Origin of the sequence: Blautia sp. AF26-2 (genome assembly GCF_003460955.1) — a bacterium.
In the GTDB taxonomy this organism is placed as follows: Bacteria; Bacillota; Clostridia; order Lachnospirales; family Lachnospiraceae; genus Fusicatenibacter; species Fusicatenibacter saccharivorans.
On record NZ_QTWD01000017.1, the window covers coordinates 39,986 to 59,343 of the forward strand.

The 19,358-nt window shown below is 47.1% G+C and carries 16 protein-coding genes and 1 tRNA gene; 8 read left to right on the forward strand and 9 right to left on the reverse strand.

The annotated features are described in order from the left end of the window. Positions 1 to 90 precede the first annotated feature (90 nt). The 9 genes from DWY63_RS17060 to rpmH form a co-directional block, all read right to left on the reverse strand. Positions 91 to 969, reverse strand: a complete 879-nt coding sequence (locus DWY63_RS17060) for a hypothetical protein (protein ID WP_117802682.1) — start codon at positions 967 to 969, stop codon at positions 91 to 93. Between the two features lie 296 nt (positions 970 to 1,265). Then, on the reverse strand, positions 1,266 to 1,991 hold the full coding sequence (gene rsmG / locus DWY63_RS17065; RefSeq protein ID WP_117802683.1) for a 16S rRNA (guanine(527)-N(7))-methyltransferase RsmG: 726 nt from the start codon (positions 1,989 to 1,991) through the stop codon (positions 1,266 to 1,268). 124 nt (positions 1,992 to 2,115) lie between these two features. Next, a complete protein-coding gene (mnmG, locus tag DWY63_RS17070; RefSeq protein ID WP_117802684.1) occupies positions 2,116 to 3,987 on the reverse strand; it encodes a tRNA uridine-5-carboxymethylaminomethyl(34) synthesis enzyme MnmG in 1,872 nt (623 codons plus the stop codon). Positions 3,988 to 4,031: 44 nt separating this feature from the next. Next, entirely contained in the window at positions 4,032 to 5,420 is a 1,389-nt protein-coding gene (gene mnmE, locus DWY63_RS17075; protein WP_055225963.1) for a tRNA uridine-5-carboxymethylaminomethyl(34) synthesis GTPase MnmE, read from the reverse strand. Between the two features lie 171 nt (positions 5,421 to 5,591). After that, positions 5,592 to 6,416 (reverse strand): RNA-binding cell elongation regulator Jag/EloR, encoded by an 825-nt coding sequence (jag, locus tag DWY63_RS17080; protein WP_022462269.1) that lies wholly within the window; start codon positions 6,414 to 6,416, stop codon positions 5,592 to 5,594. A 13-nt stretch (positions 6,417 to 6,429) separates the two neighbouring features. Further along, a complete protein-coding gene (gene yidC, locus DWY63_RS17085) occupies positions 6,430 to 7,725 on the reverse strand; it encodes a YidC/Oxa1 family membrane protein insertase (RefSeq protein ID WP_117802685.1) in 1,296 nt (431 codons plus the stop codon). 23 nt (positions 7,726 to 7,748) lie between these two features. After that, positions 7,749 to 7,958 carry a membrane protein insertion efficiency factor YidD gene (gene yidD, locus DWY63_RS17090; protein ID WP_022462271.1) on the reverse strand — a complete coding sequence of 70 codons (210 nt, stop codon included), beginning with the start codon at positions 7,956 to 7,958 and terminating at the stop codon, positions 7,749 to 7,751. Then, complete coding sequence (rnpA, locus tag DWY63_RS17095; RefSeq protein WP_022462272.1) at positions 7,955 to 8,302, reverse strand: ribonuclease P protein component; 348 nt, start codon at positions 8,300 to 8,302, stop codon at positions 7,955 to 7,957. The genes yidD and rnpA overlap by 4 nt, the downstream gene beginning before the upstream one ends. 98 nt (positions 8,303 to 8,400) lie before the next feature. Then, positions 8,401 to 8,535 (reverse strand): 50S ribosomal protein L34, encoded by a 135-nt coding sequence (rpmH, locus tag DWY63_RS17100; RefSeq protein ID WP_005952426.1) that lies wholly within the window; start codon positions 8,533 to 8,535, stop codon positions 8,401 to 8,403. A gap of 707 nt (positions 8,536 to 9,242) precedes the next feature. Here rpmH and dnaA point away from each other — a divergent pair. The 8 genes from dnaA to DWY63_RS17140 all read left to right on the forward strand — a co-directional run bounded on the left by dnaA (position 9,243) and on the right by DWY63_RS17140 (position 19,042). Then, positions 9,243 to 10,583, forward strand: coding sequence for a chromosomal replication initiator protein DnaA (gene dnaA / locus DWY63_RS17105; RefSeq protein WP_022462273.1), 1,341 nt, complete (start codon positions 9,243 to 9,245; stop codon positions 10,581 to 10,583). A gap of 342 nt (positions 10,584 to 10,925) precedes the next feature. Continuing rightward, a complete protein-coding gene (gene dnaN / locus DWY63_RS17110; protein WP_117802686.1) occupies positions 10,926 to 12,035 on the forward strand; it encodes a DNA polymerase III subunit beta in 1,110 nt (369 codons plus the stop codon). A gap of 122 nt (positions 12,036 to 12,157) precedes the next feature. Then, the gene (locus DWY63_RS17115; RefSeq protein ID WP_117802687.1) at positions 12,158 to 12,367 is read left to right on the forward strand and encodes an RNA-binding S4 domain-containing protein; all 210 of its coding nucleotides are present in this window, start codon (positions 12,158 to 12,160) and stop codon (positions 12,365 to 12,367) included. A 40-nt stretch (positions 12,368 to 12,407) separates the two neighbouring features. Then, positions 12,408 to 13,505 carry a DNA replication/repair protein RecF gene (gene recF / locus DWY63_RS17120; protein ID WP_117802688.1) on the forward strand — a complete coding sequence of 366 codons (1,098 nt, stop codon included), beginning with the start codon at positions 12,408 to 12,410 and terminating at the stop codon, positions 13,503 to 13,505. Continuing rightward, positions 13,506 to 15,437, forward strand: a complete 1,932-nt coding sequence (gyrB, locus tag DWY63_RS17125; RefSeq protein WP_055266698.1) for a DNA topoisomerase (ATP-hydrolyzing) subunit B — start codon at positions 13,506 to 13,508, stop codon at positions 15,435 to 15,437. It begins immediately after the preceding gene. 29 nt (positions 15,438 to 15,466) lie between these two features. Continuing rightward, on the forward strand, positions 15,467 to 17,974 hold the full coding sequence (gyrA, locus tag DWY63_RS17130; RefSeq protein ID WP_055266696.1) for a DNA gyrase subunit A: 2,508 nt from the start codon (positions 15,467 to 15,469) through the stop codon (positions 17,972 to 17,974). A 74-nt stretch (positions 17,975 to 18,048) separates the two neighbouring features. Beyond that, positions 18,049 to 18,753 carry a lysophospholipid acyltransferase family protein gene (locus DWY63_RS17135; RefSeq protein ID WP_117802689.1) on the forward strand — a complete coding sequence of 235 codons (705 nt, stop codon included), beginning with the start codon at positions 18,049 to 18,051 and terminating at the stop codon, positions 18,751 to 18,753. A gap of 201 nt (positions 18,754 to 18,954) precedes the next feature. Continuing rightward, a tRNA-Ser gene (locus DWY63_RS17140) sits at positions 18,955 to 19,042 on the forward strand. Positions 19,043 to 19,358: the final 316 nt, after the last annotated feature.

A 19,358-nucleotide genomic window follows, 5' to 3' on the forward strand; every position in this document is an offset into this window, starting at 1 on the left:
AAAACAGGTGCTGTCTCTTTTTCTCAGATAGCACCTGTTTCTTCGTTACAAGCTTTTCGTTTTTAGATATGTTTCATCCGGGCTTCCCTTTCACTTTCTTTGTTTCCTTTTAATTGCCAAACCAGCTATAATACCAACTGCCAGAATCCCAATTCCTAAAATAATTACCAACATCTTATTTTGATGTTTCACCGGCTGATTTGCAACATCAAAGACAATATTGGTTCCTCCTTGTGCATCGTCAGTTTCGATATAAGACGAATCAGCAACTGCGGCAACAACCGCAGCATAACTATATGCATGGAATTCTTCTTCACCATCAAGTCTATCTTCCGCTATTTCCGAACTGTCTGTAAGACACGCTGCAGCATCTTCACGTCCCGGTATCAGATACTCCATTTGCGTTTCCGTGAATGTAATCCAGACCGGAAAACGAATCGGATCTACTCCTCCAACAAGTCGAAACTTATAATTGTCCCATACAATATCTGGGTTTGCAGAAAGTGAAATATTTAATTGTTCTATATAGGTCGGCGTATCGTCTAATTCATATCCTCTGGCTCCACTTATGTGCCATTGATCAATCGGTTGTCCATCTTCCCCATTTGCCCTTACCGCACATGCTTCATACAAATGTCCATATGCTCTAATCGGGATAATCCAAATATAATCGCTTTGTTCTAACGCGCTTTCTACTTCGGACACAGAAAGAAGTTCTGAGGTCAAAAGTGGCGTATCAATATACTCTTTTAATGCATTATCAAAATCAATATCCGATACACGGATTCCCTCCTCAAACGGATCCTCAACAGGTCCTCCATTTGTAACAGACACAATTTCATCAGCCAGCTCAACTATTTTTTCATAATCTTCAGATTCCGATAGTATTTCAAGTTTAGATGCCGATACAGTAGATGCTGATATCATAATTCCAATGAAGCAAACAAATATTTTTAATATTTTCCTCATGCCATTCCCCCCTATCATATTTTCTTTTACGTTTCACAATTGATCTATTTATCTCATCATACACTGATATAATTTTTTTAACAATTATCATATTTTCACAAAATATTCAGCGCAAAATACTGCAAATAGGAGAATTGTTTTTTTGCTCAAAAGTGTAATTTTCCAGACATTTAATCGTATATATACATAAAAAATCAGAAGAGGTTATTATGCCAACTTACTCGGCATAACAATCTCTTCTGATTTCACCTTTTACACTTTTGTTTCTTTTTTAGCTTTCTCAAAAAATCTATTCTTTACTGAATCGGCTCCTTCGCCGGTGTTCCCGCTTTTCTCGGATACTTCTTCGGCGTTGCCTTCCCCTTCTTGATGCAGACAAACGATCGCTCATCCTCGGTTCCCGTAAGCTGGAAATAGACCGGCTCTTTTGCTTCGCCGCCGAGCACATGAATCGCTTTTTGAGCTGCGGCAAGCTCCTCATTCAATTTGCCCGATTTATACGAAACAAACCGTCCGCCCACCTTCACATACGGCAGACAGTACTCCGAAAGCGAGCTTAAATTCGCCACCGCGCGTGATACCACGAGATCAAACTGCTCCCGGTAATCCTTCTGGCGTGCGAAATCCTCGGCTCTTCCGTGAACCGCCGTGATTTTCGAAAGGCCAAGCTGTCCGATCACCTCATTCAGGAATTTCACTCTCTTATTCAGTGAATCCAGCAGTACAACTTCCACCTCCGGAAACGCGATTTTCAGCGGGATTCCCGGAAAACCGGCTCCCGTTCCCACGTCGAGAATGCGTCCCGCCTGTGCCACATCACAGACCTTCACCAGCGACAGACTGTCGAGAAAATGCTTCGTAATCACCTGATCGAACTCCGTAATCGCCGTCAGATTCATAAACGAATTCCACTCCACCAGCAGCTCGTAATACTGCAGAAACTGCGTCTTCTGCTCCTCGGAAAGTGTGATTCCAAGCTCAAAAAGGCCGCGCTCAAATCCTTCAAGATTGTATTCTTTCATGTTGTTCTCCGTTCTTCTCTATTCTTCCAAGTGCCCGCTGCACTTTTTGTTACGATCCACGCAGCGCGAAAGCACTTGCTGTTTCGCTGCATAAGAACGTAATTCAGGCATGCATATCTGCCATTTATTTATGTCCCAGATACACCAGCAGAACCGAAATATCCGCCGGGGAAACGCCTGAAATACGGGACGCCTGGCCGATGTTGATCGGGCGGTACAGGTTCAGCTTCTGTTTCGCCTCGATGCGCAGGCTCTGGATCTCGTCGTAATTGATGTTCTCCGGGATCTTCTTCTCTTCCATCTTTTTAAACTGCTCCACCTGCTTCATCTGGCGCTTAATGTAGCCGTCGTACTTGATGTTGATGTTGACCTGCTCCTGCACATCCTCCGGCAGCTTGGGTCTTTTCGGATCTACTTCCGCCAGCATCTTATAATTCAGCTCCGGTCGGCGGATCAGCTCTGCGAGCGAACTTCCGCCGGAAAGCAGCGTTGATCCATACTCTTCCAGAAGCTCATTGATGTTCGAGCTCGTTCCCACATACGTATTCTCCACGCGCTCAATCTCTTCCTGAATCCGCTGTTCTTTTACTTTCAGTGCCTCATACTGCTCCTCGCTGATCAGACCCACGCGGTAGCCGTATTTGCGCAGACGCAGGTCCGCATTGTCCTGGCGGAGCAGCAGACGATATTCCGCGCGGCTCGTCATCATTCGGTACGGCTCGTGGTTCTCTTTCGTTACGAGGTCATCGATCAGAACACCGATGTACGACTCGGAACGGTCGAGCACCAGCTCCTCTTTTCCCTGCACGCGGAGCGCCGCATTGATGCCCGCGATCAGGCCCTGTGCCGCAGCTTCCTCGTATCCTGAACTGCCGTTAAACTGGCCGCCGGAAAACAGATTTTTGATCGCCTTGAACTCCAGGGACGGCAGAAGCTGTCTCGGATTGATACAGTCATACTCGATCGCATACGCATTCCGCACAATTTTTGCATGCTCCAGACCCGGCACGGTGTGATACATCGCAATCTGCACATCCTCCGGCAGTGAACTCGACATGCCGCCGACGTACATCTCATTCGTGTATCTTCCCTCCGGCTCCAGGAACACCTGATGACGGTTTTTATCCGCAAATTTTACGACTTTATCCTCAATCGAAGGACAGTACCGCGGACCAGTTCCCTCGATCATGCCGGAATAGAGCGGCGACCGGCTGAGATTTTCGCGGATGATTTTGTGCGTCTCCTCGTTCGTATACGTCAGCCAGCAGGATTCCTGATCAATCTGTACGCTCTCCGGATCGGTCGAGAAGGAGAACGGCACAACACGCTCATCACCGAACTGCTCTTCCATCTTGGAAAAATCGATGCTCCGCTTGTCAATACGCGCCGGAGTTCCTGTTTTAAAGCGCACCATCTCCACGCCGTTTGCCTTCAGCGAATCCGTCAGATGTGTTGCCGCCTGCAGGCCGTTCGGTCCCGTATATGTGCTCACATCACCGTAAATGCACCGCGCATTCAGGTAAACACCGGTACAGAGCACTGCAGCCTTGCAGTGGTAAATTGCACCGGAAACGGCTTTTACGCCCGTCAGAACGCCGTCTTCCACGATCAACTCCGCAATCTCCATCTGGCGGATCGTCAGATGATCGGTATTTTCGAGAACCTCGCGCATCGACTGGCTGTACGCCCGCTTGTCTGCCTGCGCACGCAGCGAATGCACCGCCGGTCCCTTTGATTTATTCAGCATTTTCGACTGAATAAACGTCTTATCAATATTTTTACCCATCTCGCCGCCGAGCGCGTCGATCTCTTTTACGAGGTGTCCCTTCGAGGTTCCTCCGATGTTCGGATTGCACGGCATCATCGCGATGCTGTCGACACTTACCGTAAATACAACCGTTTCCAGCCCCATCCGCGCTGCCGCAAGTGCTGCCTCGCATCCCGCATGGCCCGCACCGATGACGGCAATATCAATTGTTTCTTCTAAAACTGCCATTTTTCCTGTCCTTTTCTATCTAAACTCTACGAACTGTTTCGTGACTATTTGCCTGTACAAAACTTGCTGAAAATCTCATTCACAAGGTCCTCTCCCACCGCTTCACCGATGATCGAGCCAAGTTCCTCATACGCATTCATTAGGTCAATCGAGAAGAAGTCCTCCGGCATACCCATTTCGATGCTGCCTGCCGTCAGCTCCAGACTCTTTTTTGCTTCCAGAAGCGCCTGTTTATGACGCGCATTCGTGATGTAAACCTCATCGTTGAACGAAATTTCACCTTGGAAAAACATCTTTTTCATCTGCTCCTCCAGCTCTTCCATGCCCGTCTCTTCCCGCGCGGAAATGCTGATGACCGGAGCGCCTGTCTTTTGCTCCATCTCCTCTTTTTCGATCACCGCAGTCAGATCCGACTTATTCAGCAGCACAATCGCCTTGCGCCCTTTCAGGATTTCCATGATTTTTGCATCATTCTCATCAAGCGGCACGGATGCATCCACCACATAGAGAATCAGATCTGCGTCCTTTGCATGCTCCAAAGCACGATCCACACCGATTTTCTCGACCGTATCCGCCGTTTTTCGGATCCCCGCCGTATCCAGAATCCGAAGGGAAATGCCCTTTAAGACCAGATTTTCCTCGAGCACGTCGCGTGTCGTTCCGGCGATATCCGTTACAATCGCCTTTTCCTCTCCGGCCAGCAGATTCAAAAGCGACGATTTTCCGGCATTCGGCTTTCCAAGAATAACTGTCTTGATGCCCTCCTGGATCATCTTACCCTCATCCGCAGATGCCAGGAGCTTTTCAACCTGTTTTTTCTGCTCCGCAACAACCACGGCCAGCCGCTCCGGGTATCCGTCCAGACTGATGTGCTCCGGGTCATCAAGCGCCGACTCGATAAACGCGATCTCATAAATCAGCTTCTCGCGAATTGCCCGGATCGCCTTTTTCACCGTTCCGCGCAGCTGGCTCTCGGAGCTTTTTAAGGCATACGCACTCTTTGCCGAGATGACATCCATAACCGCCTCGGCCTGCGTCAGATCCATTCTTCCGTTCAGAAACGCCCGTTTCGTAAACTCGCCCGGATCTGCTGCCCGCGCACCGGCATTTAAGACTGCCTCGAGCACTTTTTTCACCGCCAGCACCCCGCCGTGACAGTCGATCTCGACGGTATTCTCGCCCGTATATGTTTTCGGCCCTTTCATCACCATGACAAGGACCTCATCAATCACTTCCTCCCCTTCGGTAATCCAGCCATAATGAATCGTATGGGATTTGACCGCGGAAAGCTTTTTTCCTTCTTTTTTTGCACGGAATACGCGGTCCGCCACTTCGAACGCATCGTTTCCGCTGATTCTTACAATACCAATGCCCGCCGGCGCCATCGCTGTGGACACCGCAGCAATCGTATCATCCAAATGAAATCCTGCCATTGTTTCCAGTCCTTTCTAAAACCTCTCTTTTTGGGGATCCCAGTATTCAGATCCACATTTTTTCTTTCCTTTCGCATGGCTCTGAATAGTTCCATTTTAGCAGAAAACCAGAAAAGACGGTACCCCGTATTTTACACAGGTACCGTCTTTTTGCATATTTTTTACGCTTTCTTATCGTTTCGGCGCTACAACAACGTGGCGATATGGCTCGCTGCCCTCGCTGTAGGTCTCCACAAATTTATTTCCCTGCAGTGCAGAGTGGATGATTCTTCTCTCGTAAGGATTCATCGGCTCTAAGGAAACCGGTCTTCTGGTCTTTTTCACTTTGTAAGCGATGTTTCTTGCCAGGTTTTCCAGTGTTTCTTTTCTGCGCTTGCGGTAATTTTCCGTATCAAGTTTGACACGAACGTAATCCTTCTGCTCTTTATTGACTACAAGGCTGGTCAGATACTGAAGGGAATCCAGCGTCTGTCCTCTTTTGCCGATCAGGATGCCCATATCCTCACCGGCAAAATCAACTTCAAGAGAACCGTTCTCGGCATTATACTCCATCTGGATCTCAACCGGGAGCTCCATGGCTTTGAATACACCGCTTAAGAACTCAAGTGCCGTTGCCTTGATCTGGGCGATTTCCTCGTCTGTTCTCTGAACTACTTCACGCTCTTCTCTTGGCTCGGAGCGTCTTGCAGTTTCTGCCTGACGCGGAGCAGATTTTCTTTCCGTTTCTTTCTTTACAGCTTCTTTTTTCGGCGCTTCCTTTACCGGTGCAGGAGCTGCCTCTTTTTTCTCTGGTTTCTGGGGTGCTTCCGGTTCTTTTTCCGGTGCGGCTTTTACAGCGGCACGGATCACAGCCGGTTTACTTCCGATTCCAAAGAATCCGGAACTGCCTTCGCTGATGACCTGGATCTCCAGTTTATCGCTGGCAGCCTGAAGCTCGATGCAGGCTTTTGTAATGGCGTCGTCCACGGTTTTTGCGGATACTTCGATAAACTCCATAAAGATTTACCCCCTATTTTTTCTTTTTGCTGTTCTTTTCATCAAACTGTTTTACCATGTTTGCTTTCGCAGCGATGCTTCCGGCGCGGTATTCCTGATTGCTGTTGTAATACTCAGTCGAAGCCTTTCTTGCTGCCTCTTTTTCCTCAGCAGACGGCTCTTCGTTCTCCTGTACCTGAATATTACGCACACTCTGCGTTGCAGCCTGTGTGATTTTCTGCGGCGGAAGGCCGGCTTTTTCTCTCTTCTTTGCAGCTTTTTCCTGGTTTTTGCGGATCACCTCATCCATGTCGATCGAGGACATATGGCGGTTGATGATAACCTGCTGTACACTTCGAACGAGCGCACCGGCGATCCAGTAAATACCAATACCGATGGAGAATGATAAACACATAAATGCGGAGAAAACAGGCATTACCGTGTTCATGGTCTTCATGGAATTTTCCATGGAGTTTGCTGTCTTATTTCCGTTGTTGGAAGATGGTGCCTGCGGCATCAGCTTGTAGTTCAGCCACTGGGTAAACCATGCCAGAATCGGCACCAGAATTGCTCCTGCAATCAGAAGCGCAGATCCGTTTGCCATACCCTCGCGGATGACATCCATCGGAGACTGTGTGATATTAAATCCAAGGAACATGTTGATATGCTTGGACTCCGCGGCGGTTTTTGTAATGGTATCCGCAATACCGGAGAACTCGCTGATGTCAGCCAGCTTCGTCCACTGGGACGGTTTCAGCACATAAAACATGTCCAGAAGGTTATTTTCGGTTAATGTTTCACTTACTTTACTGTACATGGTAACACGGTTATCTGTGATAAACTGTGTCAGGATGTCAGAATATCCTGATACACCCATCATCTGTGTTGTCAGTCCCTGGAATACATTGCGGACACTTCCGATATATCCCGGAATATGATAGATAACCTGGTACAGTGCAAGCAGAATCGGCATCTGAATCAGCAGTGTACTGCAGCTTCCTGTCGGGGAGACACCGTATTTCTGATAAACTGCCATGGTTTCTTCAGATTTTTTCATCTGAGAAGCCTGGTCTTTTTTGTTCTGATATTTCTTTTCAATTCTCTGCAGATCCGGCTGCATTACGCTCATCATCTTCGACATCTTCTGCTGCTTGATCTGAAGCGGCGTCAGAACGAGATAAATGATAATCGTATACAGAATAATCGCAATACCGATATTCGGAATTCCAATTTTTTCCAGACAAAAATAAATTCCATTGATCAGCCAGCCGAGGATCTGGCATACCCACCCGATAATCGGCCACGTTGATTTACTCAGTACGATATCCAAAACGTCTTTTCCTCCTTATTTATCTACGGCACAGGGTCGTAACCTCCGTGTGAAAACGGGTTACATCTCAGTATTCTCCATAATGCCAGCAGACTTCCTTTGAAAGCACCATATTTCTGAATCGCTTCCAGCCCGTACTGCGAGCAGGTCGGCGTATAAGGGCAGTGCACCCTCTTCAGAGGAGACAGGTACTTCTGATAAAACCGGATACCTTTTATCAATACCGTCTTCATTTTTCTGTTTCCTTTAATATATGATGCAGTTTTCCCAGATGCAAAAGTGCTCCCTCTATCTCGAAATACGTACAGTTTTTTGCATTAACTCTTGCGATCACAACTACATCCATTCCACACTGAAATTCCTCTTCATGCAGACGATAACTCTCCCGGATCAGTCTCGCCAGATGGTGGCGCACAACGCTGTTTCCAACCTTTTTACTTACTGAAATTCCAATCCGGTTCCGTCCCAGCTGATTTTTCTTCACATACATGACCAGAAATCGGTTTGCAAACGATGTTCCCTGCTTATAAACCAGCTGAAAATCTCTGTTTTTTTTCAGGCTTTCCGAATATTTCATGAATCCATTCTTTCCTTCATGATTTGTCTAAATTTTCTTTTCATTGAATAGCTTTAGATAGAAGAAAAGACCACATAAATTTTATGCGGCCTTTGGTTTTATGCTGATAATTTTTTTCTTCCTTTTAATCTTCTTGCAGCTAAAACTTTTCTTCCACCTTTTGTGCTCATTCTTGCTCTGAATCCGTGAACTTTAGCTCTGGATCTTTTTTTCGGCTGAAATGTCATTTTCATAAGATAAGGCACCTCCTTTAAATTCTAATCAATAACTGCCTGCAAGGCAGTATTTCACTACATGTATGACAGAAAACATCATTTCAATTATATTCATAAACCCCCATTTCGTCAACCCTAAAATCAATAATTTTCGCAGTTTTTTCGGGAAAAATGCCGCTCTGACGCGGTTTTCCGGTCTGCCGCTGCCCGTGCCTTCCGTGTGCTGATTTTCGGTTTATCCACAACTTATCCACACTGTCCGCCGCACGCGTACAAATATCAGTTCGATTTTTGTGCTTTCCACACGATATCTTGTAACCGTAATCAACATTATCCACAATCTGTGGATAACCTTGTGGATAACTTTCGGTTTTGCTGTGTACAACCTGTGGGCATTTCCAATTTTTCCAGTATTTACGCCATGTATAATGTGTATATAAATTTTCCAGACTTTACACATTTCGGTTTTTCCAGCCCTCTATCCACAATTTTATCAACATAAGATTCCCTGTTATCCACAAACTATCCTCCATTTCATCAACAGGAAAATTTTTTACACATTCTGTGGATAAAAAAATAATTATCCACATTTTTGGGTTGAATAAAACGGCATTTTATTATATCATATAGAAGTAAAAATGCGACTATTCGGGGAAAATTTCGTTTTCCAGACAGAAGTTATCCCCAAAAAGCAATGATTATAGAAGCGGAGCGACAGAAAAAGCATGGAAATCGTACAAGATAAATGGAAAGAAATACTGCAGAGAGTGCGGGACGAGCACGAATTATCTGAGATCTCCTTTACTACATGGATTGAACCACTTACGATCCATTCGGTTGAGGACAATCTGATCACAATCCTGGTTCCATCCGAAAAAATGGGTCTCGATTACGTGAGCAAAAAATATACTCTTCCTATTAAAGTGGCAATCGCGGAAATCACAGGTGTCAACTATGAGATCCGCTTTATTCTTCCGGAAGAAGTGAAACAGGAAAAAGCGCCTGCTCCCGTCCAGAAAAATCTCTATGTGCCGAACCTGAATCCAAAGTATACCTTTGATACCTTCGTGGTCGGCAGCAATAACAAATTTGCCCATGCAGCTTCTCTCGCCGTGGCCGAATCCCCGGGAGAAATCTACAATCCGCTGTTTTTATACGGTGGTGTTGGACTGGGCAAAACCCATCTGATGCACTCGATCGCACATTTTATTCTTCAGAAGAACCCGTCTTCGCGGATTCTCTACGTAACGAGTGAAGAATTTACCAATGAAGTCATCGAGGCTATCCGAAACAGCAACAACACCGCAATGACCAAATTCCGTGAGAAATACCGCAATATCGACGTACTTCTCATCGATGATGTGCAGTTTATTATAGGAAAGGAATCCACGCAGGAAGAGTTTTTCCATACCTTCAATACGCTGCACGGCGCCAACAAACAGATCATCCTTTCTTCGGATCGTCCCCCGAAAGACATGGATATCCTGGAAGACCGCATCCGTTCCCGTTTCGAATGGGGACTCCTTGCCGACATCCAGAGCCCGGATTATGAGACGCGAATCGCCATTCTCCGAAAGAAACAGGAATTAGACGGCTATTCCGTCAGCGACGATGTGATCGAATACATCGCTTCCAATATTAAATCGAACATCCGTGAGTTGGAAGGCGCTCTCAACAAAATCATTGCATACGCAAACCTTGAAAAACGTGAAATCAACATTGATCTTGCAGAGCAGGTGTTGCGCGACATCATCTCCCCGAACGAGAAGAAGGTGATCACGCCGGAATTTATCATCGACACCGTTGCAGATCACTTCGATATTACGCCGTCCGACATTGTCGGCAGCAAGCGGAGCAGCAAAATCGTATTCCCGCGCCAGATCGCAATGTATCTGTGCCGCGAAATGCTCGATGCCCCGCTGACCGGAATCGGAAAAATGATGGGCGACCGCGATCATACCACTGTCATGCACGGCATTGAAAAGATCGAAAAGGAAATGAGTGCTAAAGACAGTGTCCGCAACACGGTAGACATCTTAAAGAAGAAGATCAACCCGTCGAAATAGGCGGAGCCTTTGTAACTCTGTCAAAACGGTTAAAAACGATTTACATTTATATAAGAAGAAACTCATCGGTTGACAGGCCCTTATTTATACACAAACCGATGTGGAAAGCCTGTGGATGAATTGTGGACAAATTTGGGGCCTGAAGTTATCAACATTTCATACACAGGTTCACGTTCGATTATTCACAGAGTTATACAGATCGATTTTTCCAGTATTTCCGCATTCTTGACGGGGTTTTCCACATATCCACAGCCCCTACGACTAAGACTACGGATTTTTACTATATTTTTTCTTTATAAGCAGACTCACCAAGCAGTGAGGAAAGGAGAGTTATCCACAATTATGAAATTAGTGTTTGACAAAGCAGACCTTGTAAAAAGCGTTGCCATTGCGATGAAAGCTGTTTCCGGTAAAACTACGATGCCAATTCTGCAGTGTATCCTGATTGATGCATCTTCCAGCCAGATCAAGTTTACCTCCAACGATATGGAACTCGGAATTGAGACCCTTGTCACAGGTATGATTCTGGAACGCGGTGTTGTTGCTCTGGATGCAAAGATTTTTTCTGAGATTGTAAGAAAACTTCCGGATAATCAGGTTACAATAGAGACAGATGAAAACCTGGTAACAACAATTACCTGCGAAAAAGCAAAATTCAATATTCCGGGACAGTCAGGAGAAGATTTTTCCTATCTGCCGATTCTGGAAACTTCTGACTGTGTTTCCATTTCCCAGTTCACCTTAAAAGAACTGATCCGTCAGACCATTTTCTCCATTGCAGCCAATGAGAACAACAAACTGATGACCGGTGAGCTGTTTGAAATCAAAGATAACACACTTCGCGTCGTATCTCTGGACGGACACCGTATTGCGATCCGCAAAATTGAGCTGAAAAATTCGTATCTGGACCGAAAAGTCGTTGTTCCGGGAAAAACTCTGAACGAAATCAGCAAAATTCTGTCCGGCGAGATGGATGATCAGATTGATATTTACTTCTCGGAAAACCACATTATGTTCAAGTTCGATGATACAACGGTCGTTTCCAGACTGATCGACGGTGAATATTTCCGCATCGACCAGATGCTTTCGAGTGATTACGAGACAAAAGTGACGATCAACAAAAAAGAATTCTTAAGCTGTATCGACCGTGCGACGCTTCTTGTCAAAGAAGGCGACAAAAAACCGATCATCATCGACATCCAGGATGGAGCGATGGAGCTGCAGATCAATTCTGCAATGGGTTCCATGAAGGAAGAGATCGATATCACCAAAGAAGGCAAGGATATTATGATCGGTTTTAACCCGAAATTCCTGATCGATGCACTTCGTGTTATTGACGACGAGGAAATTTCGATTTATTTGGTCAACCCGAAGGCTCCATGTTTTATCCGGAACGAAGAAGAGAGCTATATCTATCTGATTCTGCCGGTAAACTTCAATTCCGTGAGATAAGTCACATAAGTTTGAAATCTGCCGGAACCTTTTCTGAAAGAACTTTCAGCGGTTTTACAGCCACACAGGTTGAAAACTGCGAACTTACGTGAAGAAAAGGTACGGCAGTGCAGGAGGAAAAAATGGAAATTATTACGCTGCGTGAAGATTACATCAAACTGGGCCAGGCATTAAAAGCTGCGGCTCTGGTAGAAGACGGCGTGGAAGCAAAGCTCGTCATCAAGGACGGCGAAGTGACCGTAAACGGTGAAGTAGATACCCGCCGCGGCCGCAAGCTCTATGACGGAGATATTGTCTGCTACAATGGAAATGAGATACAAATTAAAAAATAAGGCTTAAAAACTTAAGCTGATTTTTCACGGACGAGTGCTCATGTATATCAAATCTTTAGAACTGAAGAACTATCGGAATTATGAAAACTTATGCATAAATATCAGCCCCGGAACGAATATTCTCTACGGCGACAATGCCCAGGGAAAGACGAATATTCTCGAGGCTTTATATCTGGCGGGTACGACGAAATCGCACCGCGGCAGCAAGGACCGCGAAATCATCCAGTTTGACCGGGAAGAAGCCCATATCCGGATGATGGTGGAACGGAACGGCAGCACGCATAAAATCGATATGCATCTGAAAAAAAATAAATCCAAGGGAATCGCCATCGATGGAGTTCCGATCCGCAAAGCGTCGGAACTTTTTGGCATTGTAAATATTGTGTTTTTCTCTCCGGAGGACCTGAATATCATCAAAAACGGTCCTGCGGAGCGCCGGCGTTTCCTCGATAGCGAAATTTGTCAATTGTCAAGACTATACATGATCGAGCTTGCCAATTATAATAAAGTGGTGGCACAGAGAAACAAGCTGCTCAAAGAGATTTCGTTTTCCGGCAGAATGGCGGATACGCTCGAGATCTGGGATGAGCAGATGGTCCGCTATGGAAAAAGCATTATTTCCGAGCGGAAAAAGTTTATCAGCCGCCTGAATGATATTTTATCCGAGATCCATCAGAATCTGACCGGAGGAAAGGAGCAGATTCTGATTACCTATGAACCGAATGTGTCCGAGGAAGCGTTTTCCGAAGAGTTAAAAGCCGGAAGAGAGCGTGATCTGCGTTTCGGACAGTCCTACACCGGGCCGCACCGGGACGATTTCTGTGTGCGGGTCAACGACATTGATATCCGTAAATACGGTTCCCAGGGGCAGCAGAGGACGGCGGCGCTTTCGCTGAAACTGGCGGAGATCCGTCTGGTCGAGGAGGAAATTCACGATACACCGGTTTTACTGCTGGATGATGTTTTGTCGGAGCTGGACGGCAGCCGGCAGAATTATCTTCTGCAGAGCATTCACAGCATACAGACACTGATTACCTGTACCGGACTGGACGAGTTTGTCGAAAATCATTTTGAGGCAAACAGCGTATTCCAGGTGGTCGAGGGATCTGTGTTTCACAAAGAAACAGGAGGAATCTAAATGAGTACAGAGAACATGGAAAAGACAGAGTATGGTGCAGACCAGATTCAGATTCTGGAGGGTCTGGAAGCCGTACGGAAGCGCCCAGGTATGTATATCGGCAGTACCTCCGCACGGGGACTTCACCATCTGGTCTATGAGATTGTCGACAACTCGGTAGACGAGGCACTGGCAGGATACTGCAAAAATATTGACGTTACGATTAACCCGGACAACTCCATCACTGTCATCGACGACGGCCGTGGTATTCCGGTCGGCATCAATCATAAGTCGGGCCTTCCGGCCGTTGAGGTTGTCTTTACGGTGCTGCACGCAGGCGGAAAGTTCGGCGGCGGAGGGTACAAGGTATCCGGCGGTCTGCACGGCGTTGGTGCATCCGTTGTAAATGCGCTGTCCAACTGGCTTGAGGTGCGCGTTTATCACGATGGAAAGGTTTACTTCCAGCGGTATGAGCGCGGAAAAACCATGAATAAGCTGGAGGTCATCGATACCTGTCCGATCGAAAAAACAGGTACCGAGGTCCGTTTCCTGCCGGATGACACGATGTTCGAGGAGACGGTTTATGATTACGACGTTTTAAAAACAAGACTCCGCGAGACCGCATTTCTGACCAAGGGACTGCGCATTGTTCTGCGCGATCTGCGCACGGATCCGGTAGTGGAAAAAGCATTCCACTACGAGGGCGGTATCAAAGAGTTTGTCAGCTACCTGAACAAGAGCAAAACGGCGCTCTACCCGGACATCATCTACTGCGAGGGAGAAAGAGACGGCGTTCTTGTTGAGGTTGCAATGCAGCACAACGATTCCTATCAGGAAAATACGTATGGTTTTGTCAACAACATTACGACACCGGAGGGCGGTACCCATATCGTGGGCTTCCGAAATGCGCTGACGAAAACCTTTAATGAATATGCAAGATCGAACAAGCTGTTAAAAGACAGCGAGCCGAACCTGACCGGAGAAGACATCCGCGAGGGTATGACGGCGATTGTCAGCATCAAAATCGAGGAGCCGCAGTTCGAGGGCCAGACGAAGCAGAAACTCGGAAACAGCGAGGCGAGAGGAGCTGTCGATAATATCGTGAGCACACAGCTCGAACTGTTCCTGGAGCAGAACCCGGCTGTTGCAAAGACGATTATCGAAAAATCCCTGCTTTCCCAGCGTGCCAGAGAGGCCGCAAGAAAAGCGCGTGACCTGACGAGAAGAAAATCCGCACTGGATGGCATGTCCCTGCCTGGAAAACTGGCAGACTGTACCGACAAGGATCCGAAAAACTGTGAGATCTTCCTGGTTGAGGGAGATTCCGCGGGCGGTTCCGCAAAATCCGCAAGAAGCCGTGCAACGCAGGCAATCCTGCCTCTGCGTGGAAAAATTCTGAACGTAGAGAAGGCACGTCTCGATAAAATTTATGCGAATGCCGAGATCAAAGCGATGATTACGGCATTCGGAACCGGAATCCACGACGATTTCGATATCACAAAACTGCGCTACGACAAGATCATCATCATGACCGATGCCGATGTCGACGGCGCTCACATTGATACCCTGATGCTGACGTTCCTGTACCGTTTCATGCCGGAACTGATCAAACAGGGCCACGTTTATCTGGCACAGCCGCCGCTGTTTAAGATCGAAAAAAACAAAAAAGTATGGTATGCATACGATGACGATCAGATGAATCAGATCCTCAATGAGATTGGACGTGGAGACAATAAGATCCAGCGTTACAAAGGACTGGGAGAGATGGATGCGGAGCAGCTCTGGGAGACCACCATGGATCCGGAACGCCGTGTTCTGCGCCGCGTTGTGTTCGACGAAGAGTATTCTTCTGAAATTGACCTGACCTTCAATACACTCATGGGCGACAAGGTAGAACCGCGCCGTGACTTTATCGAAGAGAGAGCAAAATACGCAAACAACCTGGATATCTAAAAGTCCTGTGAACTGAAGTGGAGGAAAAGATGGAAGATAATGTTTTTGATAAAATTCACGAGGTCGATCTGAAAGACACGATGGAGGAATCCTACATCAACTACGCGATGAGCGTAATTGCATCCCGTGCACTTCCAGACGTCCGCGATGGCTTAAAGCCGGTACAGAGACGTATTCTGTACTCCATGAGTGAACTGAACAATACGCCGGATAAGCCGCACCGTAAGTGCGCGCGTATCGTCGGTGATACGATGGGTAAATATCACCCGCACGGCGACAGCTCTATCTACGGAGCACTCGTCAACATGGCACAAGACTGGGCAACCCGTTATCCGATGGTGGACGGCCATGGAAACTTCGGTTCCGTCGACGGCGACGGCGCTGCGGCTATGCGATACACCGAGGCACGTTTAAGCAAAATCTCGATGGAGATGCTGGCGGATATCAACAAAGACACCGTAGACTTCGCCCCGAACTTTGATGAAACCGAAAAAGAGCCTGTTGTTATGCCGGCCCGCTACCCGAACCTTCTGGTAAACGGTACTTCCGGTATCGCAGTCGGTATGGCAACGAACATCCCGCCGCACAATCTGCGCGAGGTGGTAAGTGCCATTGTAAAAATTATTGATAATATCATCGAGGAGGACCGTACGACAGATCTCGAGGAGATTCTCGGCATTGTAAAAGGCCCTGACTTCCCGACCGGAGCAGAAATCCTCGGCACCCGCGGCATCGACGAGGCCTACCGTACCGGCCGCGGTAAAATCCGTGTTCGTGCGGTATCAAACATCGAGACACTGCCGAACGGAAAGAGCGAGATCATCGTAACCGAGATCCCGTACATGGTAAACAAGGCGCGCCTGATCGAGAACATCGCCGCGCTGGTAAGAGATAAAAAGATCGACGGCATCACCGGCATTGCGGACCACTCCAACCGTGAGGGTATGCGCATCTGTATCGAACTGCGCCGCGACGCCAATGCAAACGTCATCTTAAACCAGCTGTACAAACATACCCAGATGCAGGATACCTTTGGTGTGATCATGCTTGCACTGGTAAACAATCAGCCGAAAGTCATGAACCTTCTGGAGATGCTGACGTATTATCTGCAGCACCAGGAAGAGGTTGTGACGAGAAGAACGAAATACGACCTGAACAAAGCGCAGGAGAGAAGCCATATTCTGGAAGGACTCTTAAAAGCGCTTGACCATATTGACGAAGTGATCCATATCATCCGTGCATCCGCGAATGCGGCAGAGGCGAAGAAGAACCTGATGGAACGCTTCGATCTGAGTGATGCCCAGGCCCAGGCAATCGTAGACATGCGTCTGCGCGCTCTGACCGGTCTGGAACGGGAGAAGCTCGAGAACGAGTACAAAGAGCTGATGGCGCGCATCGAGCAGTTAAAAGCCATCCTCGCAGACCGCAAGGTGCTTCTTGGCGTTATCCGCAGGGAGATTCTGACCGTATCCGAAAAATACGGCGATGACAGAAGAACTTCCATCGGTTTTGATGAGTACGATCTCTCCATGGAGGATCTGATTCCGCGCGAGAATACCGTCATCACCATGACAAAACTGGGTTATATCAAACGTATGACAGTTGACAACTTCCGCAGCCAGAACCGCGGCGGCAAGGGAATCAAGGGCATGCAGACCATCGAGGACGACTACATCGAGGAGCTTCTGATGACGACGACCCATCATTACCTCATGTTCTTTACGAATACGGGAAGAGTCTACCGTCTGAAAGCATACGAGATTCCGGAGGCGTCCAGAACCGCAAGAGGAACGGCGATTGTCAACCTTCTCCAGCTGCAGCCGGGAGAGAAGATTACCGCTGTTATTCCAATGCGCAAATATGAGAAGGGCCATTATCTGTTTATGGCAACGAAAAAGGGACTGGTGAAGAAGACGCCGCTCGAAGAGTACGAGAACGTCAGAAAAACGGGTCTTGCTGCCATTGCGCTCCGCGATGATGATGAACTGATTGAAGTTAAGACAACTGATAACGAGAAAGAGATTATTCTGGTAACGAAATTCGGCCAGTGTATCCGCTTCAAGGAAAACGATGTGCGTACGACAGGCCGTGTTTCCATGGGTGTACGCGGCATCAACCTTCTGGATGGCGATGAAGTAGTCGGCATGCAGATCTGCACGCAGGGAGACTATCTCCTTGTCGTATCCGAAAACGGCATGGGCAAACGGACGCCGATGGCAGAGTTTACCGTACAGCTCCGCGGCGGCAAGGGTGTCAAATGCTATAAGATTACCGAAAAGACCGGAAACCTGATCGGTTCCAAGGCGGTCAACGAGGATAATGAGATCATGATGATCACCACAGAGGGAATCATCATCCGTACGCCATGCTCCGGCATTTCTGTGATGGGACGGATCACATCCGGCGTTAAGCTGATGGATGTGGACGGCGAAATCAAGGTTGCCAGCATTGCAAAAGTAAGAGACAAAGAGGCGTCCGAGGAGACTTCGGTTTCGGAGAAAGAGAACGAAACGGCTTCTGAGAAAACGCAGGAATAATACAGCGTCGAAAAACGTGTCTGAGAGAAAAAAGCTCAGGCACGTTTTTCTCGTTTGGGGAAGGGAAGAAAAATATGAAACGAATTTTACTGATGGTGCTGCGGAATCTGCTTCTGGTTCCGTGGATGTGGTGCCGGCTCTGTTACCATGCAGCGCATCCGGACAAGTACAGTCTGGAAGAGCACTTTAAAATGCTGCGCTTTATTGTACAGCGGGCGAACAAAGGCGGAAACGTCATTGTGGAATCCTATGGAGCAGAAAATCTTCCGGAGCAGGACGGTTTTGTGATGTATCCGAATCACCAGGGACTGTACGATGTGCTGGCGATCGCAGGAGCGTGCTCGCGTACCTTTACAGTTGTTGCCAAAAAAGAGGTAGAGCATATTCCGTTTTTAAAACAGGTCTTTGCGTGCATCCACGCGCTGTTTATGGACCGGGAGAATCTGCGGCAGTCAATGCAGGTTATCAATGAGGCGGCCGATGTCGTAAAAGAAGGCAAAAACGTCATTCTGTTTCCGGAAGGAACGAGGAGCAGAAAGGGAAACCAGCTGCTGGAGTTTAAAAGCGGCAGCTTCAAGATCGCAGTAAAAGCAAAATGCCCGATCGTGCCGGTTGCGTTAAAAAACTGTTTTGTTCCGTTTGACTCCAATACCGTCCGTCCCGTAACGGTAGAAGTCCATTTTCTCGACCCGATCCCATACGAGGAATACCAGGGAATGAAGACAACAGAGATTGCCGAGATGGTAAAGAAGAGAATTGAAGCCGTCGTAACCGCGTAGCGGTTTCAGAAAAGAGCGTGATATGCGCTCTTTTCTGCTATTCTGGGGGCTGATTTGGGTTCTGTAAGGCATATTTTTTATAATAGTAAGAAAAAAACAAAAAATTCGAAAAAACGGGTTGACAAGAACGTAAGGTTTTTGTATAATAAACCATGCGTCACGAATGAGTGACCGCACATATCATTTTATATTTAGGCATTTGGAGAAGTACTCAAGTGGCTGAAGAGGCGCCCCTGCTAAGGGTGTAGGTCGGGTAACCGGCGCGAGGGTTCAAATCCCTCCTTCTCCGTTTGAAAGCCAAAAACAAAATGATATTTTTTGTGGAAAAAGTTCTTGACAAACAGCTTCACATCTGATAAGATAGCAGAGTTGGTGATAGGTTTGAAAAAACTAATCCAAAAAATAAATTAAAAAGTTCTTGACAAAAGCGAATGAGTTTGATAAAATAAACGAGTTGCTGATCGAAAGAACGGCGAAGAAATTAAAAAAACTTCAAAAAAGTTCTTGACAAACGAAAAGCTCTGTGGTAAAATAAACGAGCTGATCCGAGTCGGAGCGGCAAAGATCCTTGATAATTAAACAATGAAACACATCCTCGAAAGTTC

Coding starts and splice junctions, on each gene's coding strand:
- DWY63_RS17060 (WP_117802682.1), bottom strand. CDS start 969: ATGAGGAAAATATTAAAAATATTTGTTTGCTTCATTGGAATTATGATA.
- rsmG (WP_117802683.1), bottom strand. CDS start 1,991: ATGAAAGAATACAATCTTGAAGGATTTGAGCGCGGCCTTTTTGAGCTT.
- mnmG (WP_117802684.1), bottom strand. CDS start 3,987: ATGGCAGTTTTAGAAGAAACAATTGATATTGCCGTCATCGGTGCGGGC.
- mnmE (WP_055225963.1), bottom strand. CDS start 5,420: ATGGCAGGATTTCATTTGGATGATACGATTGCTGCGGTGTCCACAGCG.
- jag (WP_022462269.1), bottom strand. CDS start 6,416: ATGGAGTTTATCGAAGTATCCGCAAAAACCGTGGACGACGCCATTACA.
- yidD (WP_022462271.1), bottom strand. CDS start 7,958: ATGAAGACGGTATTGATAAAAGGTATCCGGTTTTATCAGAAGTACCTG.
- rnpA (WP_022462272.1), bottom strand. CDS start 8,302: ATGAAATATTCGGAAAGCCTGAAAAAAAACAGAGATTTTCAGCTGGTT.
- rpmH (WP_005952426.1), bottom strand. CDS start 8,535: ATGAAAATGACATTTCAGCCGAAAAAAAGATCCAGAGCTAAAGTTCAC.
- dnaA (WP_022462273.1), top strand. CDS start 9,243: ATGGAAATCGTACAAGATAAATGGAAAGAAATACTGCAGAGAGTGCGG.
- dnaN (WP_117802686.1), top strand. CDS start 10,926: ATGAAATTAGTGTTTGACAAAGCAGACCTTGTAAAAAGCGTTGCCATT.
- DWY63_RS17115 (WP_117802687.1), top strand. CDS start 12,158: ATGGAAATTATTACGCTGCGTGAAGATTACATCAAACTGGGCCAGGCA.
- recF (WP_117802688.1), top strand. CDS start 12,408: ATGTATATCAAATCTTTAGAACTGAAGAACTATCGGAATTATGAAAAC.
- gyrB (WP_055266698.1), top strand. CDS start 13,506: ATGAGTACAGAGAACATGGAAAAGACAGAGTATGGTGCAGACCAGATT.
- gyrA (WP_055266696.1), top strand. CDS start 15,467: ATGGAAGATAATGTTTTTGATAAAATTCACGAGGTCGATCTGAAAGAC.
- DWY63_RS17135 (WP_117802689.1), top strand. CDS start 18,049: ATGAAACGAATTTTACTGATGGTGCTGCGGAATCTGCTTCTGGTTCCG.